This window comes from Halomonas elongata, assembly GCF_029081005.1.
Taxonomy (GTDB): domain Bacteria; phylum Pseudomonadota; class Gammaproteobacteria; order Pseudomonadales; family Halomonadaceae; genus Halomonas; species Halomonas elongata_B.
The window spans coordinates 89,289-108,657 of sequence record NZ_JAJQTQ010000015.1 but is presented as its reverse complement, the minus strand read 5'-3'; the positions used below and the strand labels follow the sequence as shown (position 1 = coordinate 108,657).

General features: G+C 66.0%; 19 protein-coding genes. 8 read left to right on the top strand and 11 right to left on the bottom strand.

Annotated elements, in window-relative coordinates; translation table 11 throughout:
* Window positions 1-158: 158 nt before the first annotated feature.
* Together LU493_RS12570 and LU493_RS12565 are read right to left on the bottom strand one after the other, a co-directional pair.
* Window positions 159-2,162: a sensor histidine kinase gene (locus LU493_RS12570; RefSeq protein WP_275288126.1), complete on the bottom strand. Its 2,004-nt coding sequence runs from the start codon at window positions 2,160-2,162 to the stop codon at window positions 159-161.
* Between the two features lies 1 nt (window position 2,163).
* A complete protein-coding gene (locus LU493_RS12565; RefSeq protein ID WP_275288125.1) occupies window positions 2,164-3,531 on the bottom strand; it encodes a sigma-54-dependent transcriptional regulator in 1,368 nt (455 codons plus the stop codon).
* A 320-nt stretch (window positions 3,532-3,851) separates the two neighbouring features.
* On the opposite strand from LU493_RS12565, the gene LU493_RS12560 reads away from it, so the two are divergent.
* Entirely contained in the window at window positions 3,852-4,688 is an 837-nt protein-coding gene (locus LU493_RS12560) for an IclR family transcriptional regulator (protein ID WP_275288124.1), read from the top strand.
* 22 nt (window positions 4,689-4,710) lie between these two features.
* Here LU493_RS12560 and LU493_RS12555 read toward each other — a convergent pair whose 3' ends face one another.
* Window positions 4,711-5,169, bottom strand: coding sequence for a MarR family winged helix-turn-helix transcriptional regulator (locus LU493_RS12555; RefSeq protein ID WP_275288123.1), 459 nt, complete (start codon window positions 5,167-5,169; stop codon window positions 4,711-4,713).
* Between the two features lie 130 nt (window positions 5,170-5,299).
* On the opposite strand from LU493_RS12555, the gene hmgA reads away from it, so the two are divergent.
* From hmgA to LU493_RS12535, 4 genes are all read left to right on the top strand, one after another.
* The gene (hmgA, locus tag LU493_RS12550; protein WP_275288122.1) at window positions 5,300-6,607 is read left to right on the top strand and encodes a homogentisate 1,2-dioxygenase; all 1,308 of its coding nucleotides are present in this window, start codon (window positions 5,300-5,302) and stop codon (window positions 6,605-6,607) included.
* A 392-nt stretch (window positions 6,608-6,999) separates the two neighbouring features.
* Window positions 7,000-8,019 (top strand): fumarylacetoacetate hydrolase family protein, encoded by a 1,020-nt coding sequence (locus tag LU493_RS12545; RefSeq protein WP_275288121.1) that lies wholly within the window; start codon window positions 7,000-7,002, stop codon window positions 8,017-8,019.
* 19 nt (window positions 8,020-8,038) lie between these two features.
* Window positions 8,039-8,683 (top strand): maleylacetoacetate isomerase, encoded by a 645-nt coding sequence (gene maiA, locus LU493_RS12540; protein ID WP_275288120.1) that lies wholly within the window; start codon window positions 8,039-8,041, stop codon window positions 8,681-8,683.
* Between the two features lie 172 nt (window positions 8,684-8,855).
* Window positions 8,856-10,073 carry a multidrug effflux MFS transporter gene (locus LU493_RS12535; protein ID WP_275288119.1) on the top strand — a complete coding sequence of 406 codons (1,218 nt, stop codon included), beginning with the start codon at window positions 8,856-8,858 and terminating at the stop codon, window positions 10,071-10,073.
* Window positions 10,074-10,232: 159 nt separating this feature from the next.
* On the opposite strand, the gene LU493_RS12530 is transcribed toward LU493_RS12535, so the two are convergent.
* Both LU493_RS12530 and LU493_RS12525 read right to left on the bottom strand, forming a co-directional pair.
* Complete coding sequence (locus tag LU493_RS12530) at window positions 10,233-11,102, bottom strand: PhzF family phenazine biosynthesis protein (protein WP_275288118.1); 870 nt, start codon at window positions 11,100-11,102, stop codon at window positions 10,233-10,235.
* 94 nt (window positions 11,103-11,196) lie between these two features.
* The gene (locus LU493_RS12525) at window positions 11,197-11,364 is read right to left on the bottom strand and encodes a DUF1127 domain-containing protein (protein WP_275288117.1); all 168 of its coding nucleotides are present in this window, start codon (window positions 11,362-11,364) and stop codon (window positions 11,197-11,199) included.
* A gap of 166 nt (window positions 11,365-11,530) precedes the next feature.
* Here LU493_RS12525 and LU493_RS12520 point away from each other — a divergent pair, with 166 nt between their 5' ends.
* The 3 genes from LU493_RS12520 to LU493_RS12510 all read left to right on the top strand — a co-directional run bounded on the left by LU493_RS12520 (window position 11,531) and on the right by LU493_RS12510 (window position 14,835).
* A complete protein-coding gene (locus LU493_RS12520) occupies window positions 11,531-12,982 on the top strand; it encodes a PLP-dependent aminotransferase family protein (RefSeq protein ID WP_275288116.1) in 1,452 nt (483 codons plus the stop codon).
* 45 nt (window positions 12,983-13,027) lie between these two features.
* Window positions 13,028-14,056, top strand: coding sequence for an aspartate carbamoyltransferase (pyrB, locus tag LU493_RS12515; protein ID WP_275288115.1), 1,029 nt, complete (start codon window positions 13,028-13,030; stop codon window positions 14,054-14,056).
* A 125-nt stretch (window positions 14,057-14,181) separates the two neighbouring features.
* Complete coding sequence (locus tag LU493_RS12510) at window positions 14,182-14,835, top strand: hypothetical protein (protein WP_275288114.1); 654 nt, start codon at window positions 14,182-14,184, stop codon at window positions 14,833-14,835.
* A 9-nt stretch (window positions 14,836-14,844) separates the two neighbouring features.
* On the opposite strand, the gene ruvX is transcribed toward LU493_RS12510, so the two are convergent.
* The 6 genes from ruvX to secB all read right to left on the bottom strand — a co-directional run bounded on the left by ruvX (window position 14,845) and on the right by secB (window position 19,336).
* On the bottom strand, window positions 14,845-15,285 hold the full coding sequence (gene ruvX / locus LU493_RS12505) for a Holliday junction resolvase RuvX (protein ID WP_275288113.1): 441 nt from the start codon (window positions 15,283-15,285) through the stop codon (window positions 14,845-14,847).
* Between the two features lie 69 nt (window positions 15,286-15,354).
* A complete protein-coding gene (locus LU493_RS12500) occupies window positions 15,355-15,912 on the bottom strand; it encodes a YqgE/AlgH family protein (RefSeq protein ID WP_275288112.1) in 558 nt (185 codons plus the stop codon).
* 183 nt (window positions 15,913-16,095) lie between these two features.
* A complete protein-coding gene (gene gshB / locus LU493_RS12495; RefSeq protein WP_275288111.1) occupies window positions 16,096-17,055 on the bottom strand; it encodes a glutathione synthase in 960 nt (319 codons plus the stop codon).
* A gap of 205 nt (window positions 17,056-17,260) precedes the next feature.
* A complete protein-coding gene (locus LU493_RS12490) occupies window positions 17,261-17,944 on the bottom strand; it encodes a CvfB family protein (RefSeq protein ID WP_275288129.1) in 684 nt (227 codons plus the stop codon).
* A gap of 101 nt (window positions 17,945-18,045) precedes the next feature.
* The gene (locus LU493_RS12485) at window positions 18,046-18,777 is read right to left on the bottom strand and encodes a 16S rRNA (uracil(1498)-N(3))-methyltransferase (RefSeq protein ID WP_275288110.1); all 732 of its coding nucleotides are present in this window, start codon (window positions 18,775-18,777) and stop codon (window positions 18,046-18,048) included.
* 40 nt (window positions 18,778-18,817) lie between these two features.
* The gene (gene secB, locus LU493_RS12480) at window positions 18,818-19,336 is read right to left on the bottom strand and encodes a protein-export chaperone SecB (protein ID WP_275288109.1); all 519 of its coding nucleotides are present in this window, start codon (window positions 19,334-19,336) and stop codon (window positions 18,818-18,820) included.
* Window positions 19,337-19,369 lie beyond the last annotated feature (33 nt).

The window sequence follows — 19,369 nt, the reverse complement described above, 5'->3', positions numbered from 1 at the left end:
ACCGGAGCCTATGGGGTATAGGTGAGGATTCCGAGCACCGCGCACAAATTCGCCGGGAGCGAATTTGAACCGTCTTTCGACGGGCCCGCAGGGTAGCCGCCATGGATGGCGGCTATAGCGCAGCGATTTGCCCGCGCAGGCATTTGTGCAGTGTTTTCTTAGGGGCAAGACGGCACCCAGACGGCAAATCGACTTCCGGCACCCTGCTCGCTCACCGCATCGATCCAGCCCCCGGCGCGGGCCATGAGCGTCTGACTGATCGAGAGCCCGAGCCCCGTGCCCTGGGAGCGCTTGGTGGTGAAGAAGGGATCGAAGATCCGCTTGAGCACCTCGGGCGCCATCCCGCGCCCGGTATCCATGACGATGATCGCGACCCCCGGCACCCCCTCGACGACGCGATCCTCAGTCTCCAGGGACAGGGTCCCGCCCTCGGGCATGGCATGAATGGCGTTCACCACCAGGTTGATGATGACCTGCTGCAGCTCGGTTCGCTCCACCAGGATGGCCGCCGTGCTGCGGTCATCCCGTTCGACGGTGATTTCGGCCTTGCTCGACAGGTGGCGAGTCAGTACCAGGCAGTCATCGATCACTTCGGCGGGAATCAGGCGATTGGCCGAGCCCGAAAACTCGCCGGGACGGGCGAACTGCAACAGCTTGGCGATAATCGCCGAAATGCGGTGCACCTGATCGTCGATCAGGTCGAACTCGGTGGTGACCTCATCGGCCCGCGCGCCAAGCGTCTGGCGGGCGACATCCAGATTGCCCTGGATGACCGCCACGGGGTTGTTGATCTCGTGGGCGACGCCGGCGGTAATTTCGCCGACCGCGGCAAGTTTCTCCGACATCACCAGCTGCTCGGTGGTGCGTTCCAGGCGTCGATTGGCCTCCTGGAGATCACGGGTGCGCTCCTCGACCTTGGCGTTCAGTTCACTCGCCCAGCCACGCAGGCGACGATCCCGCTCCTGGACCTGGTCGAGCAGGTCATCGAGGTGGCGGGCCACCCGGCTGATCTCGCCACGACCGCCGCCCGACCCGATGCGTGCCCCGAGGTCTCCCGCCTCGACGCGCCCGATCGTCTCGTTCATGCGCTCCAGCGGCCGAAAGATGCGCCGTGCCCAACGCAGGAAGATCGGCACCGAAATGGCGGTGATCGCCAGGAAGATCACCGCGATGAGAATGATGCTGGTGATCCGCGCCTCGCGAAACGGCGCCTCGAGGAAACCGACATAGAGCATGCCGACCCGCTCGCCGCGACTGTCGACGATGGGCTCGTAGGCGGAGATGTACCAGTCGTTGACCACGAAGGCGCGATCGAGCCAGACCTCGCCTCGCTCCAGCACCTGCGACCGGACCTCGGCCGAGACCCGAGTGCCCAGCGCGCGCTCGCCCTCGAACAGGCGCACATTGGTCGACACCCGGACATCATCGAGAAACAGGGTGGCCGTGCCCTGACTGCCCTCGGGCAGGCTGCGATCGCGATAGACCAGGTCGTTGATGGTATCGATAAAGTCGAGATTGCGGTTGAGCAGGCGCCCGCCGACCAGGGCCGCACGTTGACCGCTCGGCAGCCTGACCGGCGCCGCCGCGTGCAGCATCATGCCGTTCTTTACCACGCGACGGGAGGTAGGCACCGCCGCCCGGGTCGGGACGATCGGCACCCTCGCCCGCTCGGCCAGGGATGGCGACAGCCCCGTCAGTTGCTCATGGTTGAAGACATCGACCGCGCTGCGCGTGGTACCCTCAAGCGCCGCCCGCACCACCGGCCAGTCACGAGCCGCATAACCCGACATGGAAGGCGTATCGGATGAAATGATGCGCCCGCGACGCGTGACCACGTACAGGAAGTCGAGCCCGAGCGCGCGGCGGCGGCGCTCGAGGAAATCCGACGCCGCGCCGGATTGCGCCATGCCCTCGGCAAAGGCAACGGACGCGCCCAGCGCCTCGATGCGGTCCCCCGAATCCTCGCGGAGGCGTGCCATGTACTGGTGGGCAATGGTCAGGTCACCATTGACCTTCACCGTCAGCAGGTCATCCACCTTGCCGGACCAGCGCAACACGGCCATGCCCAGCAGCAGCGGCAACAGCACCAGCATCGGCAGCAGAGCGATGACCAGCAGGCGCACCCGCACCGACCGCGCCCAGGACGGCATCACACGCTTCATGTCAGAGGCCCCAGGCGGCACACTTGCGATCCACGGTCTTGCGCGACACCCCCAGCCGCCGGGCGGCCTCGGCGCGGTTGCCATGGGTCGCCTCCAGGGCATCGAGAATCTGGCGCCGTTCGACGACCTCCAGCGTCTCGATCTCGGTCTCGGGCAATGGCGCCAGCGTCTCGAGCGGAAAATGACCGAAGATCAGCGAGCGCTCGATGAAGTTCAGTAGTTCGCGGATATTGCCCGGCCAGCGATGACGCAGGATGGCCGCCCGGGTGGTAGTATCGATTTCCAGCCGCGCCAACCCCAGATGACGGGCGATCTCGGACATGAAAAGCTCGGCCAGCGCCAGGGTATCCGCGCCACGGCGCCGCAACGGCGGCATCTTGATCTCGATGACATTGACCCGAAAGTAGAGGTCTTCCCGGAAGCGTCCCGCGGCGACCTCACGGGCCAGATCCTTGGAAGTCGCACACACGAAGCGCAGGTCCAGCGGCACCTCCTGCTCGCCTCCCACCGGCCGCACGGTGCGATCCTCAAGCACCCGCGTCAGCGCCAGCTGCGCGGCGGCCGATAGCTCCCCGATCTCGTCGAGAAAGACCGTGCCGCCTTGGGCAGAAACCAGCAGGCCCTCGCGATGCCCCTCGACACCGGCGAAGGCGTTGCGCGTATGGCCGAACAGCTCGATCTCCAGCATATCGGCGGGGATCGCCGCGCAGTTCACCGCCACGAAGGGATACGACGCACGTTCCGAGGCAGCATGCAGGTGTCGCGCGGCCACCTCCTTGCCGGTGCCGGACTCGCCGCAGACCAGGATCGGCGTCGGCATGTTGACCACTCGTCCCAGGGTTCGGCGCACCTCCTCGATTTCCTCGGAATCGCCGATGAGCTCGCTGCGACGCCGCCGCCAGATATCCGTGCTCTGCAACTCGTGGCGCAGCAAGGTGTTCTCCCGCTTGAGCTGGCCCAGCTCGATGCAGCGACGCACGGCATTCAACACCTGATTAGAACGCACCGGCTTGAGGATGAAGTCACGGGCACCGGCACGCATTGCCTCGATGGCGGTATCCAGGTCGGCATAGGCCGTGACCACGATGGTGTCGGCGATGGCACCCTGACGGTGCCGCTCGGCAAGCCACTCGATACCGTTGCGCCCGGGCATGACGTTGTCGAGCAGCACCACATCGAAGCTCGCCTGGTGCATCCGGGCCTCGGCCTGGTCGACATCCTCGGCCTCGACGACCTCGCGGCAATACAGACGCAGCGTCTTCACCAGGAAGTTGCGCATGCCCGGCTCGTCGTCGATCACCAGCACGGCGGCCCGTGCCAGCAACCCGGTCAGCTCGTCCTCTCGATGTTCTTGATCTTGTTCTGGCATCGCCACTCTCCCCCGATAACGACGCGAACGCTCGATGATACGTCAACCGAAAGGCCTGGCGAGTGCGTCTACCACCAAAGATGAGTCTGGAAACCATTTCCGAAAGCAAGACAGAACGACAACGACACGGTATGCTGACGACTCAGGAAACGCTGAATAAATAGCCGAGCATAGTGAAGCGCAAGGCGCGCGGAGCACAGAAAGCGAGACATAACGAGGGGTTAGGCGAGCTTTCGAGCACCGTGCAACAAAGCGATTTGCATGCGCAGGCATTTAAGTAGTGTTTCCCTCAACAACAGCAGTGACGCGGGAGACGAGAGGTGAGCGAAGGCAGGCGTAGAACAGCGGGACGGCCGGCAACCGGCAAGAGCAGCGGCGGGCATAGCCAGTCGCTGGTGCGCGGGCTCAGTCTGCTCGAACGTCTGGCAGGCAGCCCCGGCGGCCTGGCCCTGTCCGAGATCGCCGAGCAGTCGGAACTCGCCCCCTCGACGACCCACCGGCTGCTGCAGGCTCTCCAGAGCCAGGGCTATGTCACTCAGGACAACGAGCTCGGGGTATGGAAGATCGACGTCAAGACCTTCCGCATCGGCAACAGCTTCCTCGAGGCAAGGGACTTCGTCGGCACCAGCCGGCCCTTCCTCCGCCGACTGACCACCCAGACCGGCGAAACCGCCAACCTCGGTGTACGTGATGGCAGCACGGCGGTCTTTCTCGCCCAGAGCGAGTCACCGCAGATGATGCGCATGATCACGCGACTCGGGTCCCGCGCGCCCCTGCACGCCTCCGGTGTCGGCAAGGCGTTGATGGCCTGGCTGCCGGACGACGAGTTCGAGCGCATTCTCGACGAACGCGGGCTGGCACGGGTCACCAACAACACCCTGCACGACCCGGTCGCCCTGCGCGAGAGCATGGCCGAAATCCGCGAGCGAGGCTATGCCTGCGATCGCGAGGAGCATGCCGTCGGCCTGCACTGCGTGGCCGCCTGCATCCATGACGAGCACGGCACCCCGCTGGCCGCCATCTCCGTTTCCGGCCCGGTCGCCCGCATTCCCGAGCCCCGGTTGCTGGAACTCGGCGAGCTGGTCCGCGACGCCGCCAGCGACATCACCGCCCGACTCGGCGGCCGCGTGCCCGCCCCGGACGAAGTGCCGGCCTGACCGCCCTCTCTCGGAGCGCCGGCTACTCGCCCTCCTGAAGCCGTCGCTCGAGCCTTCCCATCATGTCGAGCAGCCGGCGGTATTCGTCCGTCGTCAACGGCGCCACCAGCTCCGCTTCCCACGCCCTGACCTGCGGGACCAGCTCGACCATCAGTGCCTGTCCGGCCTCGGTCAGTCGCAGTTCGTGCAAGCGCTGATCCCGAGGCGACGGGCGGCGAACGATCAGATCACGCCCTTCGAGCACCTGAACGGCCCGTGACACCCGAGCCTTGTCCATGCGGGTCGACGCACAGATCTGCTTGGCGGTCAGCTCGTGCCGGTGATGCAACCAGGCCAACACCCGCCATTGCGCCACATTCAGGTCGTAATGGGCTTCATAGAGGTGGGCCAGGGCCTCGCTGACGCGATCCGCCAGGCGGTCCAGCCGATAGGGCAGGAAGTGGTCGAGATCGAAATCCGTCGGCGGCGTTTCGGCAGTCATGAGTCACCCGGGCGCGTTGTTCAGGCAGATGTTCGGATAGCGCGTGCTGAATAGTTGCACATGAAACCATACAGGGCTAGCATTCACTATATAGTTTCATTTGAAACCATATGCCGAGAGGTCGCCCAGAATGACAACATCGCTCGACTATCAGCGTGGCTTTCGCAATCACTTCGCCACCGAGGCCCTCCCGGGCGCGCTGCCCGAAGGGCAGAACTCACCACAGCGCTGCCCCTACGGCCTCTATGCCGAGCAGCTCTCCGGCTCGGCGTTCACCGCACCGCGCTCTCACAATCTGCGCAGTTGGCTATATCGCATCCGCCCCTCGGTGGTACAGAGTGCCTACGAGCCCTTGAACGTGGAGAAGGTGGCGACCTCACCGCTGGACGACCCCGCCGCCGACCCCAATCAGATGCGCTGGGACCCCGCCCCGCTGCCCGAGGCCCCCACCGACTTCATCGATGGGCTGCTGAGCGTGGCCGTCAACGGCAACGCCGATGCCCAGACCGGCTGTGGCGTGCATGTCTACGCCTTCAACCGCGACATGACCGAGCGCTTCTTCTACGACGCCGACGGCGAACTCCTGATCGTCCCGCAGCATGGCGGCCTGCGGCTGCGGACCGAGATGGGCGAACTCGACGTCACCGGCGGCGAGATCGCCGTGATTCCCCGTGGCATCAAGTTCCAGGTCCGCCTCGCCGACGGCAGCGACGCCGCTCGCGGCTATATCTGCGAGAACTACGGCATGCCCCTGGAACTTCCGGGCCTGGGCCCCATCGGCGCCAACGGCCTGGCCAACCCGCGGGACTTCGAAAGCCCCGTGGCCGCCTATGAGGATATCGAGGGCGACATCGAGCTGGTCGCCAAGTTTTCCGGTCGCTTCTGGGTCACCCGCCTGGATCACTCCCCCCTGGACGTGGTGGCCTGGCACGGCAACTACGCGCCCTGCAAGTACGACCTGTCGTGTTTCAATACCATCAACACGGTGAGCTTCGACCACCCCGACCCCTCGATCTTCACGGTGCTGACCTCGCCATCGGACACCCCGGGGATGGCCAATATCGATTTCGTCATCTTCCCGCCACGCTGGATGGTCGCCGAGCATACCTTCCGGCCACCCTGGTTCCACCGCAACCTGATGAGCGAATTCATGGGGCTGATCCATGGCACCTACGACGCCAAGGCCGAAGGCTTCCGGCCCGGTGGCGCCAGCCTGCACAACTGCATGTCGCCCCATGGCCCGGATGCCGACACCTTCGAGAAGGCCTCGACGGCAGAATTGACACCGCAATACCTCGGGAACACCTTGGCGTTCATGTTCGAGAGCCGTTACGTCTTCCACCCCACCGAGGCCGCGCTGGCCGCCGACTTCCGCCAACGCGACTACGTGGATGTGTGGTCGACGCTGCGACGCCACTTCGACTCGACATCTCGTTGAGCGGACATCTCTCCATGACGGCGTTTATTCAGAGATCGTTGAAGCCGCGGCCGAGGTGCTCATATGAGACGCTCTTCACCGTCAGAGTGTCCGGCGGCAAGCCTCCGCGAGGGCGCTGTAAACCCATCCATGGGCGCTACTTTTGCCCTGCGGCGCTAAAGCATCCTGCGCCGCTTGCAGGGCCTGGGTTGGCCATCCGTGGCCAACCCGCTCGGCGGGAAACGCATCCACTGGATGTGCTTCTCCTTCCGCCTCGCCCATGGCAAAAGACCCTCGCTTCGCCTTGCCCCCGGCACTTCCACTTACCGAACGTTTTGTCAGCGGCTCTATAGTCCGCCGCAACGCTTAATACCCAATCCCATTCACCTCCAACACCAAACAGGACGCCAAACATGAAACTCGCTTCTCTCAACCAGGGCCGCGACGGCGAACTGATCGTGGTCTCGCGCGACCTGACCCGCGCCGTACGTGCCACCGATATCGCGCCGACCCTGCAGGCGGTCATCGAGAACTGGAACAAGCTGGCGCCTCGCCTCGAGCAGCGCTATGCCCAGCTCAACGACGGCCAGGCCGAAGGCGCCTTCGATCTCGATCAGACCGCCCTGCATTCTCCCTTGCCGCGCACCTACCACTGGGCCGATGGCTCGGCCTATCTCAACCACGTCCAGTTGGTGCGCCAGGCACGGGGCGCCGAAATGCCGGAAACCTTCTGGACCGATCCCCTGATGTACCAGGGCGGCGGCGACAGTTTCATCGCCCCCACCGAGGACATCGAGGCCGTCAGCGAGGAGCACGGCATCGATTTCGAGGGCGAGATCGCGGTCATCACCGATGACGTTCCCATGGGCGTCGACACCGAGGCCGCCGCCGACCACATCAAGCTCGTGATGCTGGTCAACGACGTCAGCCTGCGCGGCCTGATTCCCGGCGAGCTGGCCAAGGGCTTCGGCTTCTTCCAGGCCAAGCCGGCCTCCAGCTTCTCGCCGATCTGCGTGACACCGGACGAACTGGGCGACGCCTGGCGGGACGGCCGCGTCCACTTGCCGCTCACCGTGCACCTCAACGGCGACAAGTTCGGTGAGCCCGAAGCCGGCCCCGACATGATCTTCGGCTTTCCCGAACTGGTCGCCCATGCCGCCCGCACCCGCTACCTGGGCGCCGGCGCGGTGATCGGTTCGGGCACCGTCTCCAACCCGGACGCCGATGGCGGCCCCGGCAAGCCAGTCACGGACGGCGGAGTGGGCTACAGTTGTCTGGCCGAGGTTCGCATGGTCGAGAAGATCCTCCACGGCGACAGCAAGACCCCCTTCATGCGCTTCGGCGACCGGGTGCGCATCGAGATGTTCGACCGCGACGGCCAGAGCATCTTCGGCGCCATCGACCAACAGGTCGTGAAATATCAGCCACACTGAATCTCGAGGAGGCAGGCAAATGACGACACTCTACGGCTATTTCCGTTCGTCGGCCGCCTACCGGGTACGCATCGCGCTGAACCTGAAGAACCTGGCCTATGACCAGGCCCCGATCAACCTGGTCAAGGGCGAGCAGCGAGACGACGCCTTTCTCGCCCATAATCCCCAGGGCCTGGTACCGGTGCTGGAGACCGACGACGGGCTGCGACTGACCCAGTCGCTGGCGATCTGCGAGTATCTGGAAGAACGCCACCCCGAGCCGGCGCTGCTGCCCGAGCATCCCGCCGATCGAGCCCGGGTCCGGGCGCTGTCCCAGGTAGTGGCCTGCGAGATCCATCCGCTGGACAACCTGCGAGTGCTCAAGTATCTGGTGAATGAGCTCGGGGTCGATGACGACGCCAAGCAGACCTGGTACCGCCACTGGATCCACCAGGGCTTCTCCGCCCTGGAGGCCATGCTCAGCCGGGAGGCCGGCAGCGGCGACTTCTGCCACGGCGACGCGCCGACCCTGGCCGACGTCTGCCTGGTGCCTCAGGTCTTCAACGCCGAGCGCTTCGAATGCGACCTCTCGGCCTACCCGCGAATCCGACGCATCACCGAGAACGCCCGCACGCTGGACGCCTTCCGGCTCGCCGCCCCCGGCGAGCAGCCAGATGCAAACTGAGTTATAATGAGCGGTCTAAATAATCTCGTCGCCACCGCCATGCCCAGGCGATCACGCTGACGAGTCTGGAACAGCTCGATCCATCAGGCGCCGCAGACAACAGGCGGGCACGGCACAGACCGTGCCCGCCTGTCGCGTCCCTGACGACCCTCACTCATCCATGGAGCAGCACGTGCTGAGGCTGACCTCGACCGCGACCGTAGTGCTACTGGCCACCTTGACCGCCCTTGGCCCCCTGGCCACCGACATGTACCTGCCCGCCATGCCCAGCATGGCCGCATCGCTGTCGACCGGACCCGACGAGATCCAGCTGACCCTGAGCCTCTACATGGCCGGCTTCGCCCTGGCCCAGCTGTTCTGCGGTCCCATCTCCGACCGTTTCGGGCGTCGGCCGGTGATGATCGCGGGGTTCGGCCTGTTCCTGTGCGCCAGCCTGCTTTGCATGCTGGCCAGCAATGTGGAAACGCTGCTCGTCGGCCGTTTCCTGCAGGCTTTTGGCGGCGCCGCCGGGCCGGTACTGGCCCGCGCCGCGGTACGCGACATCTTCGGTCCTGTCGAGGCCGGGCGGGTGCTCTCCTACATGGCCAGTACCATGGCGCTGGCACCGGCACTGGCGCCGGTCATCGGCGCCGGCCTGCTGTTGTTCTTCGGCTGGCAGGCCATCTTCACGCTGTTGGCCCTTTACGCCGTGGCGATGCTGCTGTTGCTGACATTCGCGATGCCCGAGCCGCTGCCCGTCGAGCGACGCCAGTCGATACAGCCCAGTGTGATTCTGGCCAATTTCCGCATGCTGCTGACCCAGCGCACCTTCCTCGGCTATACCCTGACCAATGCCACCGGCTTTGCCGGCCTGTTCGCCTTTCTCTCCGGCTCGTCCTTCGTGCTGATCGACTTCATGGGATTGACGCCCTTCGAGTACGGCATCGGTTTCATGCTGATCGTCGCGGGGTTCTTCGTCGGTTCATTGCTCAGCGGCCGCTACAGTCATCGACTGGGGCGCGACCGGCTGCTGCAATACGCCACCCTGCTGTGCGCCCTGGCCGGCACGACCATGGCCGGCCTGGCGTTCGCCGGCGTCTACGCCGCCTGGGCGGTCATCGGCCCGCACATCCTGTTCCTCGTCGGCTTCGGCATCCTGATGCCCCAGAGCATGGCGGGAGCCCTCGCGCCCAACCCGCAATGCGCCGGGTCGGCCTCCTCGCTGTTCGGTTTCCTGCAGATGACCGTGGCGGCGCTGATCGGCACCCTGGTCGGCCAGTTCCATGACGGCACCTCCCATGCCATGGCCCTGACTATCGGCCTGGCCGGCATCCTCTCGATGACCAGCTTCTGGTGCCTGGCCCGGCCTGCCTCGCGGCAGGCCGATGCCCGTCTCTCGCCGGCGAGATGAGGGTAACGCCGACTCAGGAAGCGCTGAACAAATCGACGAGCGGAGCGAATCGCAAGGCGCACGGAGCACAGGAACCGGAGCCTATGGGGTATAGGTGAGGATTCCGAGCACCGCGCAACGCAGTGATTTGCCCGCGCAGGCATTTGTGCAGTGTTTCCCTCAGTCCCGGGGGTAAAAGGCGCCTTCACCGACGAGACAGGCCTGACCGGCGACCTCGACCCGTACCTGGTCGCCGTCGCGCCGGGCCCGGGCGATGATCTCGCTGGGGCGCCCCATGTCCACTCCCTGGCGAATGCGCCACTGGCGATCGTCGAGCCGATCCCGGGTCCCCAGGTAGCCGGCCAGCGCCGATGCCGCGCTGCCGGTGGCAGGGTCCTCGCGTAACCCCGTGAACTCACGACTGAAGGTACGGGTCGACAGCGACTCGCCGTTCTCCACATACAGGTAGACCTGGTCGACCCCGCTGGGCGAGACATGCAGCGTCCATTGCCCGACGTCCGGCGCCACCTTCGCCAGCGAGGCTTCGCTATCCAGGGGAATGAGGTGGAACGGCAGCCCGCAGGAGGCCTGGACCGGGTCGCCGACGATCTCCGAGGGCTCGAGGCCGAGCAGTGTGGCCGCGGCAGTGCGCCCCAGTGAGCTCGTGCCGACCTCGACCGGCACAGCGGTAGTGAAACGCGCTTCCTCTCCCTCGAAGCGGACGTCCAGCGGCCCCACCGGGGCCCTCAGCGTCAGCGGTCGCGTTGCGTCCACCAGCCCCTGGGCGGCCAGCAGGTGCGCCGTACCGATGGTCGGGTGGCCGGCGAACGGCAGTTCGCGGCTCGGCGTGAAGATGCGCACCGGGAAATCGTTCTCTGCCTGTCGCGCCCCCACGAAGACCGTTTCCGCCAGATTGAGCTCGTTGGCGATCGCCTGCATGTGCGACGCCTCCATGCCCTCGGCATCGAGGAACACGGCCAGCGGATTGCCCGCCAGCGGCGTATCGGTGAACACGTCCAGCAGGTAGTAGCGTGAGAGTGGACTGGGCATGGAACCTCCTGTATCGAATTGTCGTGTTTCCCTCAGGCCACGACCTCGGCCCGGACTTTCCAGCATAGAGGCCATGGCCTGACACTGCCGATGCTCAACGTCGCCAGAACGGCTTGCGAGCTTCACGTTCGGCTCGAGCCGCACTGATCCCGACATCGTCGAGCAGCCGTGCATCGAGATCACGCAGCCGACGGCGAGTATGATGGCGCTGCCGCTGGCGACGCCAGACCAGTCTCCAGTTAACCCAATGATCACGCATCATGGCCGGCCTCCTGTCGCAGTCCTTCGGGAAGGTTCCGACAGGTTAGGCTCGACGCCGCGACCGATACAGATTCAGTATCATCGTTTATATAGGGTACAGTTTTACTGTCAGCCTGACTGTACCGAGCGCCTTGCGCTCATCTGTACCGCTTCGGATGAGTACCACGATGACAGCCCCGACACGCTACGACGACATTGCCGACCTTCTCGCCCGGCGCATCGCCCAGGGTATCTATCCGGTCGGCGACCGGCTCCCCTCGATTCGCGCGCTATGCCGTGAACAGGGCATCAGTGTCACTACCGCGCAGAGTGCCTATGCACGTCTGGAGGAGGCGGGCCTCGCTGCCGCACGCCCTCGCTCCGGCCATTATGTATTGCCGCGCCCTCGGCCCCGGGACTTGCCGACGATGTCCCGCCCCTCCCAGCGACCGCTCGAGGTCGCCCAGTGGGACCAGGTGCTGGCCATGGTCGGATCGGGCCCGGGCGACGATCAGCCGCGACGCCTGGGCGCCGGAACACCGGCCCTGGATGCCCCGACCCTCAAGCCGCTCGGTCGCCTGCTTTCCGGCCTGCACCGTGATCCGGACCCTCGCGACCTCGGTTACGATGGCCTGGCCGGTCATCCACCGCTACGCCAGCAGGTGGCACGCCTGGCCACGACATCCGGCTGCCTGCTGCATCCCGACGACGTGGTCATCACCACCGGCTGCCAGGAAGCCCTGGCCATCGCCCTGCGCATGCTCGCCGCCCCCGGCGACGTGGTCGCCGTGGATTCCCCCAGCTTCTACGGCGCCATGCAGATTCTCGAGGCCCATGGCCTCAAGGTGATGGAGATTCCCACCGACCCGCGTCGCGGCATCAGCCTCGAGGCGCTGGAGCTGGCGCTGGACCAGTGGCCGATTCGGGCCATCCAGGTCACGCCAACCTGCAACAACCCGCTCGGCTATACCATGCCCGAGTCGCGCAAGCGCGAGCTGCTCGAGCTGGCCCGGCGCTACGACGTGGCGATCATCGAGGACGATATCTATGGCGACCTGGCCTTCGACACGCCCCGGCCCAGGGCCATCAAGGCCTTCGACGACGAGGGGCGGGTATTGCTGTGCAGCGGGGTGTCGAAGAGCCTGATGCCCGGCCTGAGGGTCGGCTGGATAGCGCCGGGGCGCTACCGTGACCGCGCCCTGCACGAGAAGTACGTCTCCACCGGCGCCTCGGCGACTCAGCCCCAGCGTGCCGTAGCCGCCTTCATCGAAAAAGGCCATTACCAGCGCCACCTGCGCGAGATCACCCGCCGTTACCAGCGCCAGCGAGACCTCATGATCGACTGGGTCGGCGAATACTTCCCCGCCGGCACCCGCATCAGCCAGCCCCGGGGCGGCTTCCTGCTATGGGTGGAACTGCCCGAGACCATCGATACGACCCGACTCAATGAACGACTCGCCGCCGAACGCCTGCACGTGGCACCGGGGCCCATGTTCTCCGCCTCGGGCAAGTATCGCCACTGTCTGCGCCTCAATTACGCCGAGCGTCCCACCGCCTCGCGCGAGGCCGCCATTCGTCGCGTCGGCGAACTCGCCGGGGAAATGCTGGAATACCAAGACAGTGAAGCGCCCCTGCCATGACGTTACACTAGGCCCGCCATCTCCACCGCCAGCCGAGGCCCACGCATGAGTTCCCATCTTCTCTCCATCGATTCCCTGTCCCGCGACGATGTCGATCACCTGATGCGCGTGGCGGCACGCATGGAGCCGGTCGCCCAGCGCCGCAAGGTCACCCGGGTCCTGGAGGGCGCAGTGCTCGGCAACCTCTTCTTCGAAGCCAGCACCCGCACCCGGGTCAGTTTTCATGCGGCCTTCTGCCGGCTGGGCGGCAGCGTCTGTGATACCACCGGCTTCACCTTCTCCTCCATGGCCAAGGGCGAATCGCTCTACGACACCAGCCGGGTGATGAGCGGCTACTGCGACGCCATCGTGATGCGTCACCCGGAGCAAGGCTCGGTGGCCGAATTCGCCAGCGCGACCAACGTGCCGGTGATCAACGGCGGCGACGGCCCCGGCGAGCACCCCAGCCAGGCGCTGCTCGACATCTACACCATCGACAAGGAGTTCGCCCGGCGCGGCAAGCGCCTGGCCGGCGCCCATGTCCTGCTCACCGGCGACCTGAAGTTCGGCCGCACCGTGCACTCGCTGATCAAGCTGCTGTCACTCTACGAGCCGATGCGGATCACCCTGGTCTCGCCCCCCGGCCTGGAGATGCCGCAGCACCTGATCGAGCTGGTCGCCTCTCGCGGCCACCGGGTCGAGACCCGCGAAAGCCTGGCCGCCGACTACTCGGACGTGGACATGGTCTACACCACGCGAATCCAGAAGGAGCGCTTCACCGCCGAGATGAGCGAGGGCTTCAGCCTGTCCCGGGACTACACCGTGGACAAGGCCTTCATGGACCAGCGCGTCAATGACCACGCCATCGTCATGCACCCGCTGCCCCGCGACAGCCGTCCCGACGCCAACGACCTGGACGTGGACCTCAACGGCGACCCGCGCCTGGCGATCTTCCGCCAGACCGACAACGGCATCCCGGTGCGCATGGCGATCTTCGCCACCCTGCTGCAGGTGGAAGACCTGGTCGAGAAGGACCAGCGCGACGTGCCCTGGTTCGTGCCGAAGACCGTCGGTGTTGACGACGCCGAACGTTGACCGTCGACGAGGGGAGGAGCAATCGGCGAGTTTCACCTAAGCTGGCAGGGAGGCCGTCGATGGCCATCAGGGGCGGCGCCCCGCAAAGATGCAACCGACAACCTGTGACGAGGAGAGGCGAGCCGATGAATCTGCAACGTGCCTATACCCTGCTGGCGATCTTCTATACCGCGCTGCTGGCGGTCGGCGTCCTTGCCGTCGTGATGGGTGGCGGCACGCCACTCTCGCTGGTTCAACTGGCCATCGGCACCGTGACCGTCGTCGGGCTCTGGGGCTATTTCCTCGGCCGCCAGGTCATGAGCTGGCGGACCTGGCGGCCCTTCGCCGGGCTTCTCGCCGTCGCCATTGCGGCAAACATCTGGCTGATGTTCACGACCTCCCCCTCGAGCGCCGAACTCACCTGGCTGCTGGCCAACATCATCTTCACCGCGATACCGACGCTGCTGCTGTTCCGTTACGGCAATCGCGACCAGGACCTCTGGGCCTCGCCGGACGAGATCGAGGGCGGCCGCACATTGCGTGAGCTGCTCGAGCGACAAGGCGAGCTGGTGGTGGAAAAACGCGACGCCGCGCGCCCTGCCACCGTCAATGTCCGCCGGGAGGGCGAGCGCTACCGTGCCAGCGTGGTGCGTGGACAAGGCAACGAGTCGGAGCGTTTCGAGGAGCGCTTTCAACGCCCCTCGACCCTCGCCTTCTTCATCGAGAGATTCACCTGCGTCGAGGTGGGGGATTTCGTGGAGAAGTATCGCGGCGAGGAAGAAAGGGCCCAGGAGAGCTAAAAGCCCGCTTCAGCGGGGAAGGCCTTCCTGGTCGGCCAGCCAGCCTTCGAGAATCAGCACCGCGGCCAGGCCGTCGACGCCGTCGTCGCGGTAGTTGCCGCGATGCCCGGCGTCACGGGCGATGGCCTTGGCCTCGCGGGTCGAGCCACGCTCGTCGGCCATCTCGCAGGGGATGCCGAAGCGGCCGAACAGCCGCTTGCCGAACTTGCGAGCACGGGTGCTCATCACGCTCTCGGTGCCGTCCATGTTGAGTGGCAGGCCGACCACGAACAGGTCCGGCCGCCACTCGTCGACCAGCCGCGCCACCCGTTCCCAGTCGGGGATGCCGTCGCGAGCCGGCAGCGGCTCCTGGGGGCGGGCACTGGCGGTGAGCTCGTTGCCCACCGCCACGCCGATGCGCCGGGTGCCGAAGTCGAAGCCCAGGATCAGGCGTTGGCCCTTGCCACTCATCGGCACCGCCCCCCGGGGTGGCGCCCGGCTGGCGAACGTGCCGGACGAGCACAGGCCATTCCCGTCATATCAGGAGTGCCCCGCCTCGCGGGTCATCAGGTTCAAGTCGACGCCGAGAACGCCGGCACTGGCGCCGAGACGCTGCTCGGGCTCCACCTCGAAGAGGATATCGGCCCGACCCTCGACGGTGAGCCAGGCATTGTCCTTGAGCTCGGACTCGAGCTGACCGGACTCCCAGCCTGCACAGCCGAGACATACCAGAAAGCGTTCGGGACCACGACCGGCGGCCAGGGCCTCCAGAATGTCCATGGACGTGGTCAGGGCGATGTCATCGGCCACCTGAAGACTCGAATCCCAGTCTTCGCTGCCCCCTTCGTGCAGGATGAAGCCACGATCCTTGTGGGTCGGCCCACCATAGTAGACGGGCACGTTACGATGCGGGCTGTCGCCGCCCTCGAGCTCGAGCTGCTCGAACAGCGCATCGAGGGTCAGCTCCAGCGGCCGATTGACGATCACCCCCATGGTGCCCTTTTCGTCGTAATCGCACAGATAGCTCAGGGTGCCGGCGAAATTGGGATCTTCCAGGTGCGGCATCGCCATCAGGAAGTGGTTTTTCAAGCTTTGCATGGGACTCCCCGGCGGACCTTGTGAACGCCGTAATGTTTGCCTTCGCCGAATCGCCAGACGCGCGTGATGAACAGGTCCTCTCCTTGCCCATGCCCGCATCGAGGGGCCGACAGGGCACGACATCGAGAACGGTGTCCGGCACGGCCTGGTCGAGTTCGGTATTTCCCGAGGATTGTACCACCTCTACCCGGCGAGACGCCGAGAGATAGCGTCCATCAGCGAGCCAGCAATATCGGTGCCGCGCTGATCGTCGATCTCGCGCACGCAGGTCGGGCTGGTCACATTGATTTCGGTGATGTAGTCGCCGATGACGTCGAGGCCGACGAACATCAGCCCCTTGTCGCGAATCATCGGCTGCACCTGCTCGACCAGCCAGAGGTCCCGGTCGGTGAGCTCGCGGCTGACGCCCCGGCCGCCGGCTGCCAGGTTGCCCCGCGTCTCGCCGGCCTTTGGCACCCTGGCCAGGCCATAGGGCACCGGTTCACCCTCCACCAGGAGGATGCGGGTGTCACCGTCCTTGATCTCCGGGAGATAGCGCTGGGCCATGGCCTGCCGATGGCCTCGCTCGGTCAGCGTCTCGATCACCGCGCCGAGATTGCGTCCCTCTGGGCCGACATGGAAGATCCCGCTGCCGCCCATGCCGTCCAGGGGCTTGAGGATGACGTCGCCATGCTCGGCATGGAAGGCACGGATCTCAGTGTCGCGACTGGACACCAGGGTCGGCGCACAGCACTGCGGAAACTGCTGGGCGAACAGTTTTTCGTTGCATTCCAGCAGGGCGCGGGTCGGGTTGACCACCAGCACGCCTTCACGCTCGGCGAAGCCGAGCAGATGCACGGCATCGAGGAAGCGGCCGTCCACCGGCGGATCCTTGCGCATCAGCACCACATCCAGCTCGGCGAGCGGCGCGACTCGGGACTCGCCCAGCGCATACCAGTGTTCGGGGTCGCGATACACCTCGAGGTCACGCCAGCGGGCATGGGCCCGGCCATCGCGCAGGAACAGATCCTCCTGTTCCATGTAGTGCAACAACCAGCCGCGATCCCGGGCGGCCCACAGCATCGCCAGGCTGGTGTCCTTCTTGTAGCTGAGGTCGGCGATGGGGTCCATCACCACGCCGACCTTGAGGGGACGATCGTTCATCGAATCGGATTCCGGAGTGAAGGGTCAATGCGGCCAGTATGCCGTATGGCCGGCAAGGGCACCAAGGCGCTCGGGCTCAAGTCGTACCGCAAAGCGCTGATCCGTCGGCAGGCCTTCAAGGAGGCGCTGTAAACCCATCCCTGGGCGCTACCGACGCCGTCACTGGCGTCGGACCTCCTTTACGGCCTGCCCCCGGCGCGCTTCGCTACGGGGCTCCGTGAGAATCCTGATCCCTGCCAGGCACCAGGCGGATACCCGTCGGCTCCAGGGTGACGATCCCCTGCTTGTAGAGCCGGCCGATGGCCTGCTTGAAGGCATTCTTGCTGACGCCCAGTCGCGCCTTGATCTCGTCGGCCGAGCTCTTGTCGCCAAGCGGCAGGTACCCGCCGCTCTCGCGCAGCGCCTTGAGCACCGCCTCGCCCACCACATCGAGCCGCGCCGAGCCGGTCGGCAACAGCGACAGATCCAGGCGGCCGTCTTCGCGGACCCGCTTCACGTGACCCTCCAGGCGCTGGCCACGACGCAGCGGCCGGGTCACGTCATCGCGATACAGCAGTCCCCAGAAACGGCCGTCCACCACCGCCTTGTAACCCAGGTCGGTCTGATCGGCGATGACCAGCGCCACGGCATCGCCTGCCGCCAGGCCCTCGGCATGATCGGACAAGTAGCGGTCGAGACGCTGGGAGGCGAAAGGTCGACCGCGTGCGTCCTCGAGGATCATCACCAGCACGCGACGGCCCACCGTGGGACGAAAACGCTGCTCACCAAAGGGCAGCAGGAGATCGCGGGCATGTCCCCAGTCGAGGAAGGCCCCGGTCTCGTTGACCGTCACCACCGGCAGGTAGGCGGCCTCGCCGATGTTCACCCGGGGCTCGCGGGCACGGCGCATGGGCTCGCGGCGGGAATGGCCAGCGCGACGCTCTCGATAATCGGACATGCGAGTCTTCCGGAAGGATGTACGGTCATTATGGGGGCGAGGCCGACCAGTGGCTACAGGTCCCCGAAGCGATCCTGCAGCAGGCTCAGGGCGACCACCGGGGCGGTCTCGGTACGCAGGATGCGCGGACCGAGAGTCAAGGAGGCGAAACCAGCATCGGCGGCGGCATCCACCTCGGCAGAGGACAGCCCCCCCTCGGGGCCGATCAGCAACGCCGCACGGGCGGGAGCGTCGCGCCGGTCGAGCACACCGGGCGTGCCGGGATGCAGCACCAGGCGAAGGGGTTCGCCACGCTCGGCCAGCCACTCGGCCACGCTGCGGGGTGGATGCACCGGCGGCAGGGTAGCACGACCGCACTGTTCGCAGGCACTGGCCGCAACTGCCTGCCAGTGGGCCAGTTTCCTGGCCTCGCGCTCGCCCTTGAGACGCACGTCACCATGCTCGGTATAGAGCGGCGTGATCTCGGCGACGCCCAGCTCCACGGCCTTCTGAATGGCATAGTCCATGCGGTCGCCCTTGGAGATGGCCTGCCCCAGGTGCACGGCCAGAGGCGACTCGCCGCGCCCGGCGACAACGCGCTCGACCCGTGCCACCACGCGCTTCCGGCCGGTCTCGGACAGGACCGCCTCGGCCTCGTTGCCTCGACCGTCGAACACGGTGACCGACGCACCGGGCCCTAGACGCAGCACCCTCGCCACGTGACGCGCCGCCCCCTCGGGCAGCACGATATCGCCGCCGGCCGCCAGCTCGGTAGCGACGTGGATGCGAGGGGCTTTCATCGCCATAGGCTGTGCATGCTCTTGCTGATGGCCACCTTCGCGGGCGTTACTGCGTCGCCTGCTCGCCCTGCTGCTGCTGGGCCTCGCGCTGCTTGCGCTGGGCGTAGATCGCCTCGAAGTTCACCGGCGCCAGCATCAACGGCGGGAAGCCACCGCGGTTGACCAGGTTATCGACGCACTCGCGGGCATAGGGGAACAGCACGTTGGGGCAGAACGCGCCCAGGGTATGATCCAGTTGATCGCCCTCCAGGCCGCCGATGCGGAACATGCCGGCCTGCTCGACCTCGGCCAGGAAGGAGGTCGTGCCTTCCTCGCTGTGCGTCACCTGGGCGGTCACCTTGACGACCACTTCGTAGAGGTCCTCGCCGATCTTCTGGTGGGTCGTGTCCAGGTCCAGGCCAACCTTGGGCTTGAACGGCTGCTGGAACACGGCCGGAGAGTTCGGGGCCTCGAAGGAGAGATCCTTGATGTAGATACGCTGCAGGGCGAACTGTACCTGCGGCTTGTCCTGCTGGCCGGCGGCCTGGCCGTTGGCGCCGCTGCCCTGATTGTTGTCTTCCGCCATGGAAATGCGTCCTTTACGTTAAGTAGAGAATAG

Bases quoted from the DNA above. Each gene is read 5' to 3' on its own strand.
- LU493_RS12570 (WP_275288126.1), bottom strand. From the start codon at position 2,162: ATGAAGCGTGTGATGCCGTCCTGGGCGCGGTCGGTGCGGGTGCGCCTG.
- LU493_RS12565 (WP_275288125.1), bottom strand. From the start codon at position 3,531: ATGCCAGAACAAGATCAAGAACATCGAGAGGACGAGCTGACCGGGTTG.
- LU493_RS12555 (WP_275288123.1), bottom strand. From the start codon at position 5,169: ATGACTGCCGAAACGCCGCCGACGGATTTCGATCTCGACCACTTCCTG.
- hmgA (WP_275288122.1), top strand. From the start codon at position 5,300: ATGACAACATCGCTCGACTATCAGCGTGGCTTTCGCAATCACTTCGCC.
- LU493_RS12545 (WP_275288121.1), top strand. From the start codon at position 7,000: ATGAAACTCGCTTCTCTCAACCAGGGCCGCGACGGCGAACTGATCGTG.
- maiA (WP_275288120.1), top strand. From the start codon at position 8,039: ATGACGACACTCTACGGCTATTTCCGTTCGTCGGCCGCCTACCGGGTA.
- LU493_RS12530 (WP_275288118.1), bottom strand. From the start codon at position 11,102: ATGCCCAGTCCACTCTCACGCTACTACCTGCTGGACGTGTTCACCGAT.
- LU493_RS12525 (WP_275288117.1), bottom strand. From the start codon at position 11,364: ATGATGCGTGATCATTGGGTTAACTGGAGACTGGTCTGGCGTCGCCAG.
- LU493_RS12520 (WP_275288116.1), top strand. From the start codon at position 11,531: ATGACAGCCCCGACACGCTACGACGACATTGCCGACCTTCTCGCCCGG.
- pyrB (WP_275288115.1), top strand. From the start codon at position 13,028: ATGAGTTCCCATCTTCTCTCCATCGATTCCCTGTCCCGCGACGATGTC.
- LU493_RS12510 (WP_275288114.1), top strand. From the start codon at position 14,182: ATGAATCTGCAACGTGCCTATACCCTGCTGGCGATCTTCTATACCGCG.
- ruvX (WP_275288113.1), bottom strand. From the start codon at position 15,285: ATGAGTGGCAAGGGCCAACGCCTGATCCTGGGCTTCGACTTCGGCACC.
- LU493_RS12500 (WP_275288112.1), bottom strand. From the start codon at position 15,912: ATGCAAAGCTTGAAAAACCACTTCCTGATGGCGATGCCGCACCTGGAA.
- gshB (WP_275288111.1), bottom strand. From the start codon at position 17,055: ATGAACGATCGTCCCCTCAAGGTCGGCGTGGTGATGGACCCCATCGCC.
- LU493_RS12490 (WP_275288129.1), bottom strand. From the start codon at position 17,944: ATGCGCCGTGCCCGCGAGCCCCGGGTGAACATCGGCGAGGCCGCCTAC.
- LU493_RS12485 (WP_275288110.1), bottom strand. From the start codon at position 18,777: ATGGCGATGAAAGCCCCTCGCATCCACGTCGCTACCGAGCTGGCGGCC.
- secB (WP_275288109.1), bottom strand. From the start codon at position 19,336: ATGGCGGAAGACAACAATCAGGGCAGCGGCGCCAACGGCCAGGCCGCC.